We start from the raw sequence: 19213 nt of genomic DNA on the forward strand, positions 1-19213 counted from the left end.
AGTAGCCCGGCGATTCGTGGGAACTCGGCGGCCATGGACACGGCACGAGCAGCAGCGGACGCGGGTCAGGTACTCGCCGCGTCGAGCGACGTACTCAATGTGATCGCCGCCTTCGCCGGTGGCCTCATCGTGGCGGGCCTGCTGATCTGGGCCGTCCGGTTCGGCGTGCGGGTGAAGGACACGGAGGCGCCCCGGCCCCGGCCGGACGAGCAGCCCAGGCTGCCCGCGTCCGGGGCGGTGCACGAGGAGCGGGAGCGGCGCGAGCCCAACGAGGTGCCGCACACCTCGGCCGAGGACGAGCGGCTCAGGCCGCACAACCTCCACCCCTCCGGCACGAAACGCGGCGAGGACCAGACCCGGCCGCGCTGGTCGCCGGGCAACAGCGGCTCCTTCGGCAGCGGTGGCTCGGGCCGGACCTGACTCCTAGAGTGGGCCGTATGGGGGAAACACCTGACACACGGCCCACGTCCGAGTTCCACGCCGGCAATTTCTCCACCGCCGACGTGGACAGGCTCGTGGCGGGCCTGGACGCGCAGGATCAGGCCGACGGCGTACGACGGCTGCGTGCCTGGGCACAGGGCGCGCTCGACCCGCGTCCGGGCGAACGCGTGATCGACATCGGGAGCGGTACGGGGACTCAGACCCTGGCCCTGGCGGCGGCCGTGGCGCCGTCCGGCGACGCGCTCGGCATCGAGGCGAACCCGGTGATGCGCGAGGTCGCCGAGCGGCGAGCGGCGGCGGCCGGGGGTCCGGCCCGCTTCCTGCACGGCGACGCGGTCGCCCTCCCGGTTCCCGATGCCTCGGTGGACGTGGTCTGGTGCGAGCGGGTCCTGCAGCATCTGTCCGAGCCGGACAAGGCCGTGCGCGAGATCGCCCGGGTGCTGCGCCCCGGCGGGCGCGTGGCGCTGATCGACTCCGACTGGGGGACCGCCCTCCTGCACCCCGCAGACCCCGACACGTTGGCCGCGCTGACGAAGGGAATCCTGGCCATGGCGGCCAATCCGTACTCCGGCCGCCGGCTGCTCGGCCAGGTCGCCGACGCGGGGCTGGTCGCCGACGACCAGGGTTCGCAGGCGCTCATCCAGGACCGCGGGTCGGTGACCTGGCCGCTGGTGCGCATGATGACCGAGTCGACCGTACGGAGCGGCCTGCTGACCGAGGAGCAGCGGGACCGGCTGCACGCGGAGCTGGCCGCGGCGGCGGAGCGGGGCGCCCTGCACATGTCGGTGACGATGTTCGCCGTGGTGGCACACCGGCCCCGCTGAGCTGCCTCGCCCGTTCCCCCGCCGGTCCCCGGGCCGGTGGCGCTCGGCGTGCGGGCGGCCCCGGGGCGTGGTCCGCTGTGAGGCCGAGGCGGGTGGCGACGGACCCTGTGGTGGCGCGATGTGCTGGAGTGCGACGGCGGACCTGGTGGCGGGCGCGGGCATCGCCGCCGTGGGCGTGGCCTGCGTGACGACCGTGGCGCGGGCGGGCCGGGCCCGTGAGCTGCCGCTGGCCGCGCTGCCGTTGCTGCTGGGAGCCCACCAGGTCGTCGAGTCCCTGGTGTGGCGGGCGGACGGCGGCACCGGCCCGGCGACCGTGGCCTGGGCCGTCATCGCCCTCCCGCTGCTCGCCCTCTGGGTACCGGTGGCCGTCCTGTGCGCGGCACCCGCGACAGCCAGGCCCCGTCTGCTGCTGCCGCTGGGCGCCGGAGTCGCGACGAGCGCCGCACTCGCGTACAACCTGTCCCGCCACCCGGTGGCCGCGGACATCCGCGGCCACACCGTCGGCTACGCGGTCCAGCTGTCCCACTCCGGACTGCTCGTCGTGGGCTATCTGCTCGCCACGGTCGGCTCCCTGCTCCTCTCCGGCGATCGCCGTCTGGTGCTGTTCGGAGCGCTGGCCGGCGTGGGCGCACCCGTGTGCTGGGCGCTGTGGCGGCTGGAGTTCGTCTCCACCTGGTGCGCCCTCGCCGCGCTCTGCTCCCTGGTCCTGCTGGGCTGGGCCCACCGCCGGACCGGGCCCTACTCGGCGTCGGCCCCGACGAGCGCGCGGACCTCGAACTCCTCGTACGAGGACGGCTCCTGACGTCTGGTCAGAACAGTGCCGAGCCAGCCCAGGAGGAAGCCCGCCGGGATCGACACGATGCCGGGATTCTGCAGCGGGAACCAGGCGAAGTCCGACTCCGGATAGATGGAGGACGGGGTCGACGACACCACTGGCGAGACCACCACCAGCAGCACCGAGCAGACCAGGCCCCCGCACAGACTGAGCAGCGCGCCCCGGGAGTTGAAGCGCCGCCAGAACAGGCTGTAGAGGAGCGTGGGCAGCAGCGCGGACGCGGCGATGGCGAAGGCGAGGAAGGCGAGCGTCGAGACGTTGGTCTCCCAGGACAGCAGGGCCAGCGCCATCCCGAGGACGCCGATGAGTACGGCGGCCAGCCGGGCCACGCCCAGCTCCTCGGCCTGGGTGGCGCGGCCCTTGCGGACGACCTCGCCGTACAGGTCGTGGGCGAGGGAGGAGGCGGCGGCGAGGGTGAGGCCGGCCGCGACCGCGAGGAGCGTCACGAAGGCGAGGCAGGACAGCAGCGCGGTGAGCACCCCGCCGCCGATGGACTGGGCGAGCAGCAGTACCGCCGCGTCGCCCTTCGGGTCGGTGTCGACGATGTTGTCCCGGCCCACCAGGGCGGTCGCGCCGAGGCCGAGGACACCGGCGGCCAGACAGACGAAGCCGACCAGACCGGCGGCCCACACCACCGAGGAGCGCAGGACGTTGGTGGAGCGCGGCGCGAGCAGCCGCATCATCACGTGGGGGAGCGCGGCGAGGCCGAGCACGATGGCCAACTGGAGGCTCAGGAAGTCGAGTTTGCTGGTGGTGCTGGCGCCGTAGCGCAGCCCGGGTTCGAGGAACCGCTGTCCGATGCCGCTGTTGTCGGTGGCCGCGTCCAGCAGCGCGTTCACGTTCCAGTCGAAGCGGTTGAGCACCATGACGGCCGCGACGGTGACGCCGCAGATGAGCATCACGGCCTTGACGATCTGGATGAACGTCGCCCCGGGCATACCGCCGAGCGAGGCGTACACGATGACGATGGTCCCGATGACGACGACGCACAGGGTGCGCGTGGTGGAGCTGGGGACGCCGGTGAACTGGGTCAACAGAGCGACGCTGCCGACGAGTTGGGCGACCAGATAGAGGCAGCAGATGGTCAGGGTGCACAGGGAGAGGGCGACCCGGACCGCCCGTCCGCCCTGCGGGAGCCGCAGCGCCAGGGTGTCCCCGAGCGTGAACCGGCCGGAGTTGCGCAGCGGTTCGGCGATCACCAGGAGCACCATCATCCAGGCGACCGTGGTGCCGCACAGATACAGCAGCCCGTCGTAGCCGGTGAGGGCGACCAGTCCGGTACTGCCGAGCAGGGTCGCGGCCGAGAGGTAGTCCCCGCACATCGCCAGGCCGTTGCGCAGCGGCGACATCTCCCGGTTGCCGAGATAGAACTCGGCGACCTCGTCGCGCTGCGGGGCGATCAGCAGCGCGGCGAACAGCGTCACCACGACGACGGAGAGGAAGAGCACGAAGGTCAGCTGCCGGCTGAACGGGTCGGCGACACCCGCACCGATGCTCACCACGCGCGGTACTCCCTCGCGCTCGGCGTGCCGTACGTGCTCTGCGTCCCGGGCCGACGCTGCTCCGCCTGGGCCCGCAGCCCCCGGGCGACCGGATCGAACTGGGTGCGCATCCGCCGGACGTAGCACCAGGCGGTGACCCCCATCACCGCGAACTGCCCGAGCCCGAGGGCCAGTCCGAGCGTCAGACGACCGGCGAGCGGCTGGTTCATGATGCCGGGAGCGAAGTTGGACAACAGGACATAGAGCAGGAATCCGCCGACGGATAACGCCGTCGAAACCGCTGCGAAGCGGCGGTAGCCGTTTCGTAACGACTGGAATTCGGGGTGGTCGTGTATCGACCTTCCCGGGGTGCTTCCGGAGGTGCTTTCGGGGTATCGGGGGCTGTATGCGGGCGGCTCGTCCGGCCGCGTGAAATAGTTGGACATAAACGCACCTTCTTTGCTGCTTTATGTCGCGCATCCAAAGTCGCGCGCTTCTGCGGACTTGGTGGAAGCAGATTGTGGCAGCGCCCCTCCGGAACAATCAACAGGCTGTGATGGGGAGATCGCGGTGTGGAGGCGCCGTGAAGGGGAAGTCGAAGGGCAAGGAAGAACAGGGCAAGAGCGGCGAACAGCGGAGGAATGATGGATTCCACCACGACGGTGATCGTGGTCGTCGCGGTACTGGCGGTGGCCGCGCTGGCCGTGGCGGCCACCGTGCTGGTACGGCTGGTCCGCACCCGCCGGGACCTGCGCCGCGCGGGCCTGCCGACGGGCTCGCGCTGGGTGTTCTGGGGCGCCGTCCTCTATCTGGTGCTCCCGACCGACCTCGTGCCCGACCCCGTCTACCTGGACGACATCGGCGTACTCCTGCTGGCCCTGCGCTCCATGCGGGCACAGGCGCGGGAGCGGGAGCTGGAGTTGGACGCCGGCGGGCCGGTGGAGTCCGCTCCGGGCGGCCGGGCGGACCGGTTCGGGTGAGACACGTGACAGGGCCCGGCCCGCGGTACGCCGCGGACCGGGCCCTGTCGTTCGTGCCTGCTACCTGCGCACCTGCTACCGGTGGGTGTGCTGCCGGTGCATCCCGGTGTCTTTACGGTACGTTCACGCCTCGCTGGCGCGGAGCATGCCCTCGCGCTCGACGATCTTGACGCGCTCGCGGCCCTCGGGCTCGCCCAGCGCCTTCTCCGCGGCGTCCAGCTTGTACCAGCCCTCCCAGGTGGTGAAGCGGACGTTCCGCTCGCCGAGGAAGGCCTCCACGGCCGCCGGGTCGGGCGAGGCGGGCGTGCGGAGCCGGTCGTTCGCGAAGTCGTCCAGCAGGTTGGCGACGGTCTCGTTGGCGTCGCCCTTCGTGTGGCCGATCAGACCGACGGGGCCGCGCCGGATCCAGCCGGTGACGTACGTCGACGCGAGGTGCTCGCCGGTCTCCTCGATGACCCGGCCGCCCTCGTCCGGGACGGTGCCCGAGTCGACGTCCCAGGGCAGCTTCGGCAGCTTGTCGGAGAGGTAGCCCACCGCGCGGTAGACGGCGCCGAGGTCCCAGTCCTTGAACTCGCCGGTGCCCTTGACGTTGCCGGTGCCGTCCAGCGCGGTCCGCTCCGTGCGCAGGCCGACGACCCTGCCGTCCTCGCCGAGGATCTCGGTGGGCGACTCGAAGAAGTGCAGGAAGAGCTTGTGCGGGCGCTCGCCGGTGTCCCGGATCGCCCAGTTCTCCAGCGTCTTGGCGACCATGTCGGCCTGCTTGTTGCCGCGCCGGGTCGCGATCGAGCCCTCGTCGTAGTCGATGTCCTCGGGGTCGACGATGACCTCGATGTTGGGGGAGTGGTCCAGCTCGCGCAGCTCCAGCGGGCTGAACTTGGCCTGCGCCGGGCCGCGGCGGCCGAACACGTGCACTTCGAGCGCCTTGTTGGCCTTGAGGCCCTCGTGGACGTTCGGCGGGATCTCGGTCGGCAGCAGTTCCTCAGCCGTCTTGGCGAGGACGCGGGCCACGTCGAGCGCGACGTTGCCGACGCCGAGGACCGCGACCTTCTCCGCGTCGAGCGGCCAGGTGCGCGGCACGTCCGGGTGGCCGTCGTACCAGGAGACGAAGTCGGCGGCGCCGTACGAGCCCTCCAGGTCGATGCCGGGTATGTCGAGCGCGCGGTCGGCCGTGGCGCCCGTGGAGAAGATCACCGCGTCGTAGAAGGCGCGCAGGTCGTCCAGGTTGATGTCGCCCGGGTAGTCGACGTTGCCGAAGAGACGGATCTGCGGCTTGTCGAGCACCTGGTGCAGGGCGGTGACGATGCCCTTGATGCGCGGGTGGTCGGGGGCGACGCCGTACCGGATCAGGCCGAAGGGGGCGGGCATCCGCTCGAAGAGGTCGATGGACACGCCGGGCTCCACGGCCACTGCGGACTTGAGCAACGCGTCGGCGGCGTAGATCCCGGCCGGGCCGGCTCCGACAATGGCCACCCGCAGAGGGCGAGGCATGATCAGGTTCCCTTCGAACGATGACAAGAGATCTTCGAAGGAAGCCTAAACTAAGGCAAGCCTAAGCTAGTACCGGGGTCCGGGTTATGGGCTCATAAGGCGGACTTATGGGGTGTGTGATGCCCCTGGTCCGCCGGTCTTCCTTAGAGATTCCTATGAATCCGCGGGGCGTTTGAACGCTCGGGAGCCCGTCCGCGTATGGCACTGGGGGCATTTCCATGTCGAATCCGGCCATGACGCGCAGGAGTACTCCGTGGGACGTAACACGCGCAGACGCCCGACAGGTCCACGCCGAGCGACCTTTGCCGCGGTCGCCCTGATGCTGGGCGGAGGTGGACTGGTCGTCGGGAACGTCTACGCCTCCGCCACCGAGAGCGGCCCGGGCGGTGAATCGGCCGACCGGACGCTGTCCTCCGGGGCCGCCACGATCGACTGCCCCGAAGTCGGCGGCAGACTGGCGGCCGTACCGGACGAGGCGCGGCCGGAGGTGGACAGGGAACTCGCCGCCCTCGACCAGCAGATAGCCGAGGCCTATCAGCGGCTGCAGAACTCGGCCCGGGAGATCCGGCAGGACGGCGGCTTCGCCGAGTCCGCGATCATGAACCCGCTGAAGGAGAAGCGGGCGGCCACGATCGAGCGGATAGCTCTTGCCATCGACCGGGTGGGGGACCGCCCCGAGGGCCTGGAGGACCTGGCCGCCTGTGTGTTCCGCGAATCCGGCAATCAGCCGGAGGACGAGGGTGAGTGGCAGGACGGGGGCGGCGGGACCGAGGAGGGGCAGGACCAGAACGGCGACGGCCAGGACCAGGGGAGTGGCCAGGACCAGGGCGACGGCCAAAACGGTGGCGACCAGGGCAACGACCAGGGCGGCGACGAGGGGCAGCAGCAGGGCGCCGGCAACGGCGGACAGGCCGGGAACGGTCCTGTCGCCGTCGACTTCGTGGACATCGCCACCGTTCAGCCCAACGTCTCGAACCCGGCTCAGCAGGGCGACGCCTCCCGGGGCACCTTCACCACCAGCTGCGGGGTGAACGCCGAGGGCCTGTTCAACTCGGACAACGTCATCGTGGCCCCCGGCGTCTCCAACGGCGCGCACCACTTCCACGACTACGTCGGCAACCAGTCCAACAACGCCTTCGCGAGCGACGAGGACCTGGCCGCCGCGCGCACCAGTTGCGTAGACCAGGGCGACAGGTCCTCGTACTTCTGGCCGGTACTGCGCCTGCAGAACGGCGCACAGGAGCAGGACGCGAACTCTCCTGGCGGCGGCATCGAGGGCAACGCCGGGGAGATCGTCACGCCCCGGCAGGTCACGATGACCTTCGTGGGCAACCCGCGCGGCGAGGTCGTCGCCATGCCCAGGCTGCTGCGCATTATCACCGGCGACGCCAAGGCGTTCGTCAACGGCACGGCCAACGCCAACGCCTCCTGGAGCTGCACCGGCTTCGAGGACAAGGCGCAGCTGAAGGACAAGTACCCGCTCTGCCCCCGGGGCAGCGAGGTCGTGCGCACCTTCAGGTTCCAGAGCTGCTGGGACGGCAGCAACATCGACAGCGCCAACCACCGCACCCACGTGGCCTTCACCGACGCCGACGGGAACTGCCCGACCGACTTCGAGGCCATCCCGCAGCTGGTCCAGCGCATCGTGTACGACGTCGACGCGCCGAGCCTGCGGGACGGCGGCCGTACGACCCCGCTGTTCGCGGTCGACTCCTTTCCCGAGCAGCTGCACAAGCCGGTCACCGACCACGGCGACTTCATCAACGTCTTCGACGAGGACCTGATGCGGGAGATGGTCGGCTGCATCAACACCGGACGGCAGTGCGGGGCCGGCGCCCCGAACGGCGAGGAGCCGGAGAACAGTCCGTCACCGACCCCCGCCCCGCCGTCCGAGCAGCCCTCCGAACCGCCGTCCGAGGAGACCACCGAACCGGCCCCCGACCCCGTGGACACCACTCCCGGCCCCGTGGACACCCCGGGCCGGGACGAGACCGCCGAGCCCACGCGGACCCCGGACCAGGCGAGCGCCGAGCCCACGAAGAACCCCGTAGAGGCGGAGCCCCGGGCCTACACCTCGCCGCCGGCCACCCAGCGGCCCGAGACGGCCGCGTCGCCGACGGACGACACCGGCGGTGCGGTCGGCGGCGAGATCGGCAGCGCGGCGACCGCCGACGAGGGCGACGGCGACAACGACGGTGTCATCACCCAGCCCGCACCGCAGGCGGTCACCGGCGACCTCGCCGACACGGGGACCCAGCTGTGGCCGGCCGCGGTCGGCGCACTGCTGCTGATCGGCGGCTTCGTGCTGCTCCGCCGGGTGCGGCGCGGATCACGCTGACGGCGACCGGCGGCGCCCATCGGCGCGGCGCCGCCGGTCAGGGCCGGTAGGACTGCTGCTGCGTGTTCGCCTGGCCACCGGCGCCGCCGTGCTGCAGCTGTTCCGCCTGCTCCTTGGTCACCTTCTGCTCCGCACCGCAGAAGGTGCACTGCGTCTGGTACTTCGTCGAGAAGGGGAACAGCGGCACGAAGAACAGGGTGAACTTCGTGACGCGTTTGCGCAGGGCGTGCGCGGACGGGTTGCCGCAGTGCCCGCACACCAGGGTGAGTATCGCGAGCTGGTAGAGATAGCCCTTGGTGCCAAAGATGATCATGTTCTACGTCCCGTCCTCGGTGCGTCTGCCGGCTGCCTGGGGCCCCTCAAAAGGGGGTAGTGGATTATGTGCGTCCGGTTCATGGTGAGGGACATGACCGCACTGCAGACTTTCCAACTGCCCCTGACCGTAGAGGGCGGCGACGCCGACCGGTTACTCGGCCGGGCACTCGTCGCCGCCTGGCAGGCCGACGGTATCTTCCAGGTCGAGGCCACCCCTGACCAGGACGTCGCCACCGGACGGGCCCTCGACGCATCCCGTGCCTTCGTCGGCCGGCCGCTCAAGGAGAAGGCCGGGCATGTGTCCGACCTCACCTACAGCGGCTATGTCGCCTCCGGTGAGGAGGAGACGGCAGGGGAGAAGGACGGCTCCGAGATCTTCACCGTCTGCCCCGACATCCCCGCCACCGACACCCGCGTCGTCGACAAGTGGCCCTGCCACGGCCCCGCCCCCTGGCCGTCCGGCGAGTACGCGGCTGCCATGAAGGACTACATGGCCGTCGTCGGCGACATCGGCCACCGGCTGCTGCAGCTGACCGCGCTGGGCCTCGGCCTGGACGACATGGACCACTTCACGCGGCTCACCGACGACGGCTGGCACCACATGAGGGTGCTGCGCTTCCCGCCCGCCGACGCGACCTCCGAGCGCGGCATCGGCTCCCACACCGACTACGGCCTGCTCGTCATCGCGGTCCAGGACGACGTGGGCGGCCTCTACATCCGGCCGCCCGTACCCGGCGAGACCCGGGGCCGCAACTGGCTGCCGGAGGAGTCCATGGCCGGGCGCTACGAGAACGAGGAGCCCTGGACCTTCGTCACCCCGGCCCCCTCGGTCTTCACCGTCTTCCCCGGCGACATCATGCAGTTCATCACCGGCGGGACCCTTCTCTCCACCCCGCACAAGGTGCGCCTGGCCGACCGTGAGCGCTTCACCATGGCCTACTTCCACGAGCCGTCGTTCCAGGCCGTGGCCCGCCCGCTGGAGCCCGCCGACGCCGACGAGTTCATCCACTACGGCACGCACTTCACGAACATGTTCATGCGCTGCTACCCGGACCGCTCGACCACCGCGCGGATCGAACAGGAGGACCGACTGTCCGTCCTGGAGCGGCTCCGCAAGGAGGCCCTCAACTCCTGAGCGGGACACCGGATTTCCCTGGAGCCGCCCGGCGGAACAACCGCCGGGCGGCTTCGGTGAATAGGTGAACAGCGCTCAGCAAATCGCCCGGCCGAATTCTCGCCGGGGTGTTCCGCATTCCTGGCTCACGGACGATGGCCGATCACCGGCGTACTGAGGAAAAGGGGCCAATTCGGCGGTCAGGGGAGCAGGCCGAGGCGCCGGGCCGTCATGACGGCCTCCAGCCGTGAATGGGATCCCAGCCTGCGCATCGCACTGCGCAGATAGCTTTTCACCGTTTCGGCCCGCAGGCCGAGTTCGTCCGCCACATCGGTATTGGTCCGGCCCAGTGCGACGCACGACAGCACGTCGAGTTCGCGCGCGGACAGGGCCGGTGCGGCGGGGTGCCGGGCGGCGGGGGCTCCGGCGCCGGCGAGCCTGTCGCTCAGGGCGGTGACCCGGTCGCGCAGCTCGGTGTCCGTCAAGTGCTGGGCGAGGAGCCGCAGTTCGGCGTAGGCCTCGCGGATCGTCTCCCACCGGGGCGAGGCCGGCCCCGGTGGCCGGTCGGCGGCCACCGGGGGCTCGTCGAGTTCGGCGAGGCGGCGGGCCACCTCGTCGCGCACCGCCAGGTTCTGTTCCAGCGCGCGGGCGGTGTCCATGACGGCGTCGACCGTCCGGTCGCCCAGCCCGACGGACTGGCGGACCGCGCCGTACATCACCGCCCGCACCGTCCGGTTCACCACGACGGGGGCCGCGACGACGGCGCGAATGCCCTCTGCGGCGACCATGAGGTCGTAATGGTGGCTGATCCGCTTGGAGTTGGCGTAGTCGTTGACCGCGATCGGGCGGTGCAGGGCCACCGCCTTGCCGCCGAGCCCCATGCCGAACCCGAGGGTCAGCCCCATGAGGGCTCTGGTCGAGTGACCGGCGAACTCGGTGAGCTGGGCGTGCCGCCCTCTGGTCACGACACCGCCGAAGGTGAGGTCCACGCCGGTGGAGTCGCGTAACCCCTCGATGGCCCGCCTGAGTTGGCGGTCGTCGTCCGAGGCGGGGAGTGGTGTGGGTGTCATGCGCATCCTCGCTGTGCTCCGGAGCCCGGGCGGGCGGCCTGTACGGCTGTACATCCCGTTTCCCCGGCCGGGCAGCGGCCTTCCGCTCACACCACGATGAGGTAAAGGCCACGGCTCTGCTACCCCCGGATGAGGGGTGGAACGGAGGGGGACGCTCCTCGCGAACCGGCGGCCGTGAGACGTCAATTACTTGTACTCTCAAGGGTATTGACGTCGGTATGCGCTTGCAGAACTCTTCTGCTGGCAACGGGGCACCCTCGGCCAGGTAAGGAGTCGACGCGCTCATGCTGCCGACGGAAGACAGTGAGGAGGCCGCCGCGGCCCGTGCCGCCGTGCTGGCGCTGCGCAGGGACAGCGGTCTGCCGATCGCGGGTGCGGCCTGGCTCGTCGGCCCGCGGCTGCTGCGGATCAGCGAGACCAGCGGCGTGACGTCGCGGTGCCGCCGGGGGTTCGCCGTACCGGCGGGTGCCGGACTGATGGGCAAGGTGCTGACGACCCGACGGCTGGCGGCGGTCAGCGACTACCGGGCCGCCCGGCAGATCAGCCACGAGTACGACGCCTTCGTCGCGGCGGAGGAGGTGCGGGCGATGGCGGCGGCCCCCGTGATCGTCGGCGACACGGTACGGGCCGCGCTCTTCGTGGGCTCGCGCGAAGCCGTACGCCTCGGCGACCGCGTACTGACGGCTGTCACGCAGGCAGCCCGCGACCTGGAGCAGTTCCTCGCCGCCCACGAACAGGCGCACCGCCTCCTCTCGGAGGCCAGGGCCGTACGGCGCACCCCCTCGCTCCAGGACGCAGCGGCCCTGGAGCGGGTGCACGAGGTCCACACCGAACTGCTGGAGCTGACGGCGACGATCGACGAGGGCGACCTCAAGTCGCGCTTCCACGAGGTGTGTTCGCTGCTGGAGTCGGGCTGCTGTGCCGAACGCCCGGCACCGGAACCGGCGGCGCGGCTCACGCCCCGCGAACTGGACGTCCTGGCCGGGGTCGCCGCGGGCCGCACCAACCTGGAGATCTCGGACCGGCTCGACATCGGCCTGGAGACCGTCAAGGGCTATCTGCGCTCGGTGATGCGCAAGCTCGGCACCGGCACCCGCCTCGAAGCGGTCACCGCGGCCCGCCGGGCGGGGCAGCTCCCGTAGCGCCGGGCACGCCGCTCAAGTCGCCGGCCTCGCTAAGGGTGTCGCGGTAGAGGAACGGCACGAGGTGCTGGTGGACGTCGATCCGGCGGGGTGCAGTGCTCATCGTGGTCTCTGGGGCCTCAGCCGTCGAAGCGTGACGAGCCGAGCGTCACCTGGTGCCCGACGAGGCCGATCTCGACGCCGTCCGCGCCGGCCCGCGCCGACTCGAAGCCGACGCCCTGCGGGAGGCCGACCCGCCAGTCCAGTCCGGGCCGGTCGACACCGGGGACCGTCAGGGAAAGCTCGGTGCCCTGCGCCAGCAGCGTTCCCGTGGCGTCCAGCGCCGTACCGCCGACCGTGCCCGTGACCCTGACGCGGGCCGCCTGGCCGTTCGAGCCCGCTGCCCGGGAGACCTTCAGTGGGCCGCCGTCGCCCGCGAGCCGGGTGAGCACTCCCGACAGTTCCGCGTACGAGATCGACAGGGTGCCGGTGGCGGTGTTCGCCTCGGCGCTGCGCGACGCCAGCGAGGTCACCCGTACCCCGCGCAGGTCCAGCTGGAGGCGGTCGACGTGCAGATAGCCGCCCTGGGCGTTGTTCGTCGTGTCGATCAGGAAGCGGCGCGCGTTCAGCGTCACATGGTCGAAGCTCTCACCGGCCGCCTGCGTCAGGAAAGGGAAGCCCTCGATCGACACGTCCATACCGCCGTCGGTGGTGTTGGCGTAGCCGTACTTCTCCTTGGCGAGCTGTGTCGCCTCCTTGTCGGCGTAGTGCACGGCGACGCGGTCGGCCGCAGTGAACAGCGCGGCGAGCACCACGACCGTGACCAGCAGAACCTTCACCCATCGACGTCTCACGCCGATCCCTCCCCCGCACCGCGCCGAGCCGAGCACATGGCACTCACACGGAGGCCGGTGGAGACTCTAGGACGCCGTCGGCCATGAACAGCCGTACGGATGTTCAAGGCCGCGTCAAGGTGTCCGCCCCGCACGCGGGGAACGGACGCCCGACCCGCGCGGGCCGGGCGACCGCCGGGTCAGACGGCGTCCAGCTCGGCCAACTCCTCCGCGGAGAGCTTCAGTTCGGTGGCCGCCGCCGAGTCACGGATGGTCTCCGGGCGGGACGAACCCGGGATCGGCACGACCACCGGGGACTTCGCGAGCATCCAGGCCAGGCACACCCGCTGCGCACTGACACCGTGCGCCTCGGCGACCCGGGCGAAGGGGGCGTACGCCGAACCGAGCCCGCCCGCCCGGGAGATACCGCCGAGCGGGCTCCACGGCAGGAACGCGATGCCCAGCTCGTCGCAGAGCCGCAGCTCCGGCTCGCTGGAGCGGAAGGCCGGGGAGAACTGGTTCTGCACGGAGACCAGTCGGCCGCCGAGGATCTCGTTCGCCTGCCGGATCTGTTCCGGGTTCGCGTTGGAGATCCCGGCCAGCCGGATCTTGCCCTCGTCCAGCAGGTCCCGGATCGCGCCGACCGACTCGGCGTACGGGACCTTGGGGTCGGGACGGTGGAACTGGTACAGCCCGATGGCCTCCACGCCCAGTCGGCGCAGCGAGGCCTCGCAGGCCTCCTTCAGGTGCTCGGGCGAGCCGTCCAGGGTCCAGCTGCCGTCACCGGGGCGCAGATGGCCGCCCTTGGTGGCGACCAGCACGTCCGCGCCGCGCTCATGGGTGGCGAGCGCCTTGGCGATGAGGGTCTCGTTGTGACCGACCTCGTCGGCGTCCCGGTGGTAGGCGTCCGCCGTGTCGATCAGCGTCAGGCCCGCGTCGAGCGCGGCGTGGACGGTGGCCAGGGAACGGGCCTCGTCCGGCCGCCCCTCGATCGACATGGGCATCCCGCCCAGACCGATCGCGCCGACCTCCACGTCACCGATGCGTCGAGTGTGCATGTGTTCGTTGCCTCTTCCGGGAGTCGAGCGGCGGGTGTCCAGTGGCGGGTGCCGCGGTCGTGGGGCAAGGGCTTGCACTCCAGCGTTGCCCGCCGGACGCCCCGGGGTCCAATAGAGGAATCCGAACGCATTCAGCACCCGGGCCGCTGAATCCCGGTGAGCCGGAGGCCCGTGGGGCCGCCGCTGGTAAAATGGGGTCACACTTCGACACCGCCTGGGCCCGTACCGCATGGGTACGGGCCCCGGTGCGTTCGAGGCGTCAGACCAGGAAGGCTCCCCATGACCGCCGAACCGTCGGCCCGCACAGCGCCGCAGGGCGAACTCATCACTCCGCGGACGGGGACCCCGGGCCTGCCGCCGGCCGAGTCCTTCGACGCGCTCGGCCTGCCGCCGAAGCTGCTGGCGACACTGACGGACCTCGGCGTGACGGAGCCCTTCCCGATCCAGGCGGCGACCCTGCCCAACGCGCTGGCCGGCCGCGACGTCCTCGGCCGCGCCCGCACCGGCTCCGGCAAGACGCTCGCCTTCGGGCTCGCGCTCCTCGTCCGTACGGCGGGACTGCGCGCGGAGGCGAAGCGGCCCCTCGCGCTGGTGCTGGTGCCGACCCGGGAGCTGGCACAGCAGGTCGGCGACGCGCTGGAGCCGTACACGCGGGCCCTGGACGTACGCCTCGCGACCGTGGTCGGCGGGCTGTCGATCAACAAGCAGCAGGCGCAGCTGCGGGCCGGCGCCGAGGTGCTCATCGCGACGCCGGGACGGCTGACCGACCTGGTGTCCCGCCGGGACTGCCTCCTGAACCATGTCCGGATCACCGTGCTGGACGAGGCCGACCAGATGTGCGACCTGGGCTTTCTGCCGCAGGTCTCCGAACTGGTCGGCCAGGTCCGTCCCGACGGGCAGCGGCTGCTGTTCTCGGCCACCCTCGACCGCAACGTCGACCAGCTGGTCCGCGACCACCTGCACGACCCGGTGCTCGCGACGGTCGACCGGGTGGCGGGCTCGGTCACCACCATGGAGCACCACGTCCTGAACATCCACGCCGCCGACAAGTACGCGACCGCGACCGAGATCGCCGCCCGCGACGGCCGGGTCCTGATGTTCCTCGACACCAAGTCCGGCGTCGACCAGTTCACCCGGCACCTGCGCGCCAGCGGGGTCCGGGCGGGCGCCCTGCACAGCGGCAAGTCGCAGCCCCAGCGCACGCACACGCTCGGCCAGTTCAAGGACGGCGAGATCACCGTGCTGGTCGCCACCAACGTGGCGGCGCGCGGCATCCACATCGAGGCGCTCGACCTCGTCGTCAACGTCGACCCGCCCGCCGACGCCAAGGAGTACCTGCACCGAGGCGGGCGTACGGCGCGGGCGGGGGAGTCCGGGAAGGTGGTCACCCTGGTCACCCCCAACCAGCGGCGCGACGTCAACCGCATGATGACCGACGCGGGCATCCGGCCGACGGTCGTCCAGGTGCGCTCGGGCGAGGAGAAGCTGACCGCCATCACCGGCGCGAAGCGCCCGCCGACCGAGACGAAGGCCGCCACCGGCAACGCCCCCTTCCGGGGCATGGGCACCCGCCCGGGCCGCCCCGCGAAGGAGTCCCGCAAGGCCGCCGAGGCCCGCAAGACGGCGGAAGCCCGCGCCGCCGCCCGGGTGCGCAAGGGGCGCTGACTCTAGGTCCTGTCGTCAAATTCCCGTCGTCGCCCGAAGGGCGGCCCTGCGGCGTCAGGTGCGTGCTCCCGGCGTGCCGGGCCCTGACTCGCGTACTGGACGTACTCGGGTCAGGGCCCGGTGCGGCGGGAGTGCGTGCATGGCGTCGCGGGGCAGACGGGAATTTGACGACAGGGCCTAGTAGTGCTTGGGCAGGTTCACTCGCCGGTGGCGTGTCCGTTTGATCGCTTGTTCCGTTGACCTGTTGTGATGGGTGGGGAGCTTGCCGCGGTCCGGTGTGATCTCGAGGACTTCGCGGCAGAGATGTTCGAGCCGTTCGCGCGGGCGGATCAACGCCGGTGGGGAACGGTCTATCTGCGGGGCCTGCTGCTGGACGGGCGGCGCAAGTCGGTGGAACCGATGGCCGCCCGCCTGGGCGAGGACGGCAACCGGCAGGCCCTGGCGAACTTCATCACCACCAGCCCGTGGGACGCGGCGCATGTCCGCGCCCGCCTGGCCTGGCGGATGCAGCAGGTGGTCAAGCCGACCGCGCTGATCGTGGATGACACAGGCTTCCTCAAGGACGGGGACGCCTCGGCGTGTGTGGCCCGGCAGTACACCGGCACCGCGGGCAAGGTCACCAACTGTCAGGCCGGGGTGTCCCTGCACCTGGCCTCCGACGACGCGTCGGCTGCTGTCGACTGGCGTCTGTTCCTGCCCGAGAGCTGGGATCCCGCCTCGTCCAAGGCCGATCCGGGCAAGGTGGCCCGCCGCACCACGTGCGGCATCCCCACCGACGTCGGACACGTCGAGAAGTGGCAGCTGGCCCTGGACATGATCGACGAGACCAGGTCGTGGGGCATCGACGTCCCGATCGTCGTCGCCGACGGCGGTTACGGCGATACCGCAGCCTTCCGGCTGGGCCTGGAAGAACGCGGGCTCGGCTACGCGGTCGGCATCTCCACCACGACCACCGCCCACCCGGAAACGGCACGGCCGCATACCCCGCCCTACGGCGGTCGCGGCCCTCGGCCCCAGCCGGTTTATCCCGAGGCGGCCAGGACGGTGAAGAAGCTGGTTATCGAGGCCGGCAAGCAGACAGCCCGGCCGGTGCAGTGGCGGGAAGGCTCCCGCCCGGGCAGCGGCCGCAGCGGCGTCAAGCGCATGTACTCCCGCTTCGTGGCCCTGCGCGTGCGGCCCGCCGGACGCGAGATCCGCAAAGCCTGCGACGGCCCGGAACTGCCCGTCTGCTGGCTGCTGGCCGAATGGCCCGCCGACCAGCCCGAACCCGTCCAGTTCTGGCTGTCCAACCTTCCCGCCGACACGGCGCTGGCCACCCTCGTGCGCACCGCGAAACTACGCTGGCGCATCGAGCACGACTACCGCGAGATGAAGCAGACCCTGGGCCTGGCCCACTTCGAAGGCCGCACCTGGCGAGGCTGGCACCACCACGTCACCCTCGTCTCCGTCGCACACGCCTTTTGCACCCTTCAGCGCATCACCCGGTCCCCAAAAGAGACGGCGCCGGCCTGAGCCTCTACCAGGTCGCCCGCGAACTGCAGCTACTCCTCGCGGTCTGGACCGGCGCCTGCCCCACCTGTCACCGCAACATGCCAGAACCGATACCGACCTGACCAAGCACTACTAGGGCTTCGCCCTGACCAGGCCGGCGTCGTACGCCGTGATCACCGCCTGGATGCGGTCGCGGGCGCCGATCTTGGCGAGGACGCGGCCGACGTGCTTCTTGACGGTCGACTCGGTGAGGACGAGCCGTTCGGCGATCTCGCTGTTGGTCCAGCCCTGTGCGACGGCGATCAGCACCTCGCGCTCCCGGTCGCTGAGCGACCGCAGCCGGGGGTCGACGGCCGCCGGGGCGCCGGGCGGGGCGAGGACCTGGTGGGCGTAGGCGTCCAGGAGGCGGCGGGTGAGGCGGGGGGCCACGACGGCGTCGCCGGTCGCCACCGCGTGGATGCCCGCGACGAGTTCCTCGGGGCGGGCGTCCTTGAGCAGGAAGCCGCTGGCACCGGCCCGCAGACCTTCGTACGCGTACTCGTCGAGGTCGAAGGTCGTCACGATGAGTACGCGGGTGCGGGCGCCGGTGGCGGTGATGCGGCGGGTGGCCTCCAGGCCGTCCATGCCGGGCATCCGGATGTCCATCAGGACGACGTCGGGACGGAGTTCGGCGGCCAGCCGGACCGCCTCGGCGCCGTGCGCGGCCTCGCCGACCGGGGTCAGGCCCGGGGTGCCCTCGATGAGCATGCGGAAGCCCATGCGCTGCAGGGGCTGGTCGTCGGCGATCAGCACGGTGGTCATGACAGGTGTTCTCCCGAGGCGGGCGGGGCGGGCGCGGAGGGCGCGTCGAGGACGACGTCCACCAGCCAGCCGTGGCCGGTGTCGCGCGGCCCGATGGTGACGGCACCGCTGTACATGGCGGCCCGCTGACGGATGCCGACCACGCCGTGACCGGTGTCTCCGGTGTCCGGAGCGGCCTTCGCAGACGCGCCCTGGGGCAGACCCGTGTCCTCGACCCGTACTCGGACCCGGCCGGCGTCGGCGGCCACGGTGACCTCGGCGCTGGAGCCCGTACCCGCGTGCTTGATCGTGTTGGTCAGCGCTTCCTGGACGATGCGGTAGACGGTGAGCTGGACGCCGCTGGTCAGTGCGTCGAGTTCGCCCACCGTCCGGTAGGTCACCGTCAGCCCCGCCGCGCGGACCCGGGACAGCAGGAGGTCCAGGTCGTGGATGCCGGGCTGCGGGTTGAGCAGGCGTACGTCGTCCTCCTCCTCGCGCAGGACACCCAGCACCCGGCGGAGTTCGCCCATGGCCTGGCGGCCGGTGTCGCCGAGGATGCGCAGGGCCTCGGCGGACTTCTCGCCCCGGTTGGCGGCGAGGGTCGCGGCGCCGTCGGCGACGCTGACCATGACGGAGAGGTTGTGGCCGACGATGTCGTGCATCTCGCGCGCGACCCGGGACCGCTCGGCGGCGGCGGTCAGCCGCACCCGCTGGTCGCGCTCGACCTCCAGCCGGGCGGCCCGGTCCTCCAGCGCCGCCAGGTACATCCGGCGGATGCGCAGCGTCAGACCGACGGCGATGGCCGCCGTCGTCGTCCCCAGCAGGAAGAACATGGCGAGCAGCGGCGGCTCGACGGGCACCAGGACGAACACCGCCAGGGCGACCTGGACACCGGCCACCGCGGCGGCCCAGCCCAGCTTCCGCAGCGATCCGTGCAGGGCGAGGCTGTACAGCGCGACCAGCATGCTCATGCCGGCCTGCTGCCAGATGCCCAGGGACCACTGGACGAGGGACACCAGCGCGATGACGAAGAAGGTGACGGCCGGGGCCCTGCGCCGCCACCACAGCGGCACGACGAGCGCCATGGCGAAGGCGAACAGGACGCCGGTCGGATGGGTGCTGTTGCGGACCGTGTCCTCGAAGGGACCGCTTCTCTCATGGGAGAACACGTCCGGCAGGCTGGTGAGGGCGACGAACAGGACCACCGCCGTGTCCAGCAGCCACGGATGCCGCCGGTCCAGCCGCTGTCTGCGGCTCTGGTCCCGCAGCAGTCTGCCCAGCAGCGGATGTGTCCAGGCGGCGTCGAACCCGGAGGACGGCGCGAACGCCGCCTCCGGGGCCGGGTGTGCGGGGCCGGCTGCCGCCCGCTCGGGACTCAT

At 71.3% G+C, this 19213-nt stretch carries 18 protein-coding genes; 9 read left to right on the plus strand and 9 right to left on the minus strand.

The genetic code is table 11. The features are described from left to right. Positions 1-33: 33 nt before the first annotated feature. The 3 genes from CW359_RS07290 to CW359_RS07300 all read left to right on the plus strand — a co-directional run bounded on the left by CW359_RS07290 (position 34) and on the right by CW359_RS07300 (position 2067). Positions 34-420 carry a DUF6479 family protein gene (locus tag CW359_RS07290; protein WP_105968956.1) on the plus strand — a complete coding sequence of 129 codons (387 nt, stop codon included), beginning with the start codon at positions 34-36 and terminating at the stop codon, positions 418-420. A 17-nt stretch (positions 421-437) separates the two neighbouring features. After that, positions 438-1265 (plus strand): methyltransferase domain-containing protein, encoded by an 828-nt coding sequence (locus tag CW359_RS07295; protein ID WP_105968957.1) that lies wholly within the window; start codon positions 438-440, stop codon positions 1263-1265. Between the two features lie 118 nt (positions 1266-1383). Beyond that, positions 1384-2067, plus strand: a complete 684-nt coding sequence (locus CW359_RS07300; RefSeq protein WP_105968958.1) for a DUF6629 family protein — start codon at positions 1384-1386, stop codon at positions 2065-2067. Here CW359_RS07300 and CW359_RS07305 read toward each other — a convergent pair. Together CW359_RS07305 and CW359_RS07310 are read right to left on the minus strand one after the other, a co-directional pair. Next, positions 2004-3602, minus strand: a complete 1599-nt coding sequence (locus tag CW359_RS07305; protein WP_105968959.1) for a solute symporter family protein — start codon at positions 3600-3602, stop codon at positions 2004-2006. The two genes, CW359_RS07300 and CW359_RS07305, sit on opposite strands and share 64 nt — an antisense overlap. Beyond that, the gene (locus CW359_RS07310) at positions 3596-4027 is read right to left on the minus strand and encodes a DUF485 domain-containing protein (RefSeq protein WP_105968960.1); all 432 of its coding nucleotides are present in this window, start codon (positions 4025-4027) and stop codon (positions 3596-3598) included. Before CW359_RS07310 ends, CW359_RS07305 begins: the two co-directional genes overlap by 7 nt. A 198-nt stretch (positions 4028-4225) precedes the next feature. Here CW359_RS07310 and CW359_RS07315 point away from each other — a divergent pair, with 198 nt between their 5' ends. After that, positions 4226-4561 carry a YkvA family protein gene (locus CW359_RS07315; protein WP_105969239.1) on the plus strand — a complete coding sequence of 112 codons (336 nt, stop codon included), beginning with the start codon at positions 4226-4228 and terminating at the stop codon, positions 4559-4561. A gap of 123 nt (positions 4562-4684) precedes the next feature. On the opposite strand, the gene CW359_RS07320 is transcribed toward CW359_RS07315, so the two are convergent. Continuing rightward, on the minus strand, positions 4685-6049 hold the full coding sequence (locus CW359_RS07320; protein ID WP_105968961.1) for an FAD-dependent oxidoreductase: 1365 nt from the start codon (positions 6047-6049) through the stop codon (positions 4685-4687). 319 nt (positions 6050-6368) lie between these two features. Here CW359_RS07320 and CW359_RS07325 point away from each other — a divergent pair, with 319 nt between their 5' ends. Next, complete coding sequence (locus CW359_RS07325) at positions 6369-8387, plus strand: DUF1996 domain-containing protein (RefSeq protein ID WP_408647465.1); 2019 nt, start codon at positions 6369-6371, stop codon at positions 8385-8387. Between the two features lie 37 nt (positions 8388-8424). Here the strand turns inward: CW359_RS07325 and CW359_RS07330 are convergent, their stop codons facing one another. Next, entirely contained in the window at positions 8425-8700 is a 276-nt protein-coding gene (locus CW359_RS07330; protein WP_105968963.1) for a zinc-ribbon domain-containing protein, read from the minus strand. Between the two features lie 93 nt (positions 8701-8793). Between CW359_RS07330 and CW359_RS07335 the strand changes: the two genes are divergently transcribed. Beyond that, complete coding sequence (locus tag CW359_RS07335; protein ID WP_105968964.1) at positions 8794-9837, plus strand: 2OG-Fe(II) oxygenase family protein; 1044 nt, start codon at positions 8794-8796, stop codon at positions 9835-9837. Between the two features lie 179 nt (positions 9838-10016). Here the strand turns inward: CW359_RS07335 and CW359_RS07340 are convergent, their stop codons facing one another. After that, entirely contained in the window at positions 10017-10886 is an 870-nt protein-coding gene (locus tag CW359_RS07340) for a helix-turn-helix transcriptional regulator (protein ID WP_198655122.1), read from the minus strand. Between the two features lie 284 nt (positions 10887-11170). Between CW359_RS07340 and CW359_RS07345 the strand changes: the two genes are divergently transcribed. Further along, positions 11171-12028: a LuxR C-terminal-related transcriptional regulator gene (locus CW359_RS07345; protein WP_105968965.1), complete on the plus strand. Its 858-nt coding sequence runs from the start codon at positions 11171-11173 to the stop codon at positions 12026-12028. A 119-nt stretch (positions 12029-12147) separates the two neighbouring features. Here CW359_RS07345 and CW359_RS07350 read toward each other — a convergent pair whose 3' ends face one another. Together CW359_RS07350 and CW359_RS07355 are read right to left on the minus strand one after the other, a co-directional pair. Continuing rightward, positions 12148-12861, minus strand: a complete 714-nt coding sequence (locus tag CW359_RS07350; RefSeq protein WP_232838269.1) for an LmeA family phospholipid-binding protein — start codon at positions 12859-12861, stop codon at positions 12148-12150. Positions 12862-13040: 179 nt separating this feature from the next. Continuing rightward, positions 13041-13898 carry an aldo/keto reductase gene (locus CW359_RS07355; protein WP_105968967.1) on the minus strand — a complete coding sequence of 286 codons (858 nt, stop codon included), beginning with the start codon at positions 13896-13898 and terminating at the stop codon, positions 13041-13043. 279 nt (positions 13899-14177) lie between these two features. On the opposite strand from CW359_RS07355, the gene CW359_RS07360 reads away from it, so the two are divergent. Both CW359_RS07360 and CW359_RS07370 read left to right on the plus strand, forming a co-directional pair. After that, a complete protein-coding gene (locus CW359_RS07360; protein ID WP_105968968.1) occupies positions 14178-15563 on the plus strand; it encodes a DEAD/DEAH box helicase in 1386 nt (461 codons plus the stop codon). 249 nt (positions 15564-15812) lie between these two features. Further along, positions 15813-17075: an IS701 family transposase gene (locus CW359_RS07370; RefSeq protein WP_198655123.1), complete on the plus strand. Its 1263-nt coding sequence runs from the start codon at positions 15813-15815 to the stop codon at positions 17073-17075. A 111-nt stretch (positions 17076-17186) separates the two neighbouring features. Here the strand turns inward: CW359_RS07370 and CW359_RS07375 are convergent, their stop codons facing one another. Then, positions 17187-17855: a response regulator gene (locus tag CW359_RS07375; protein WP_105968970.1), complete on the minus strand. Its 669-nt coding sequence runs from the start codon at positions 17853-17855 to the stop codon at positions 17187-17189. Then, positions 17852-19213, minus strand: coding sequence for a sensor histidine kinase (locus tag CW359_RS07380; protein ID WP_105968971.1), 1362 nt, complete (start codon positions 19211-19213; stop codon positions 17852-17854). The genes CW359_RS07375 and CW359_RS07380 overlap by 4 nt, the downstream gene beginning before the upstream one ends.

Source organism: Streptomyces geranii (assembly GCF_002954775.1).
Classification (GTDB): Bacteria; Actinomycetota; Actinomycetes; order Streptomycetales; family Streptomycetaceae; genus Streptomyces; species Streptomyces geranii.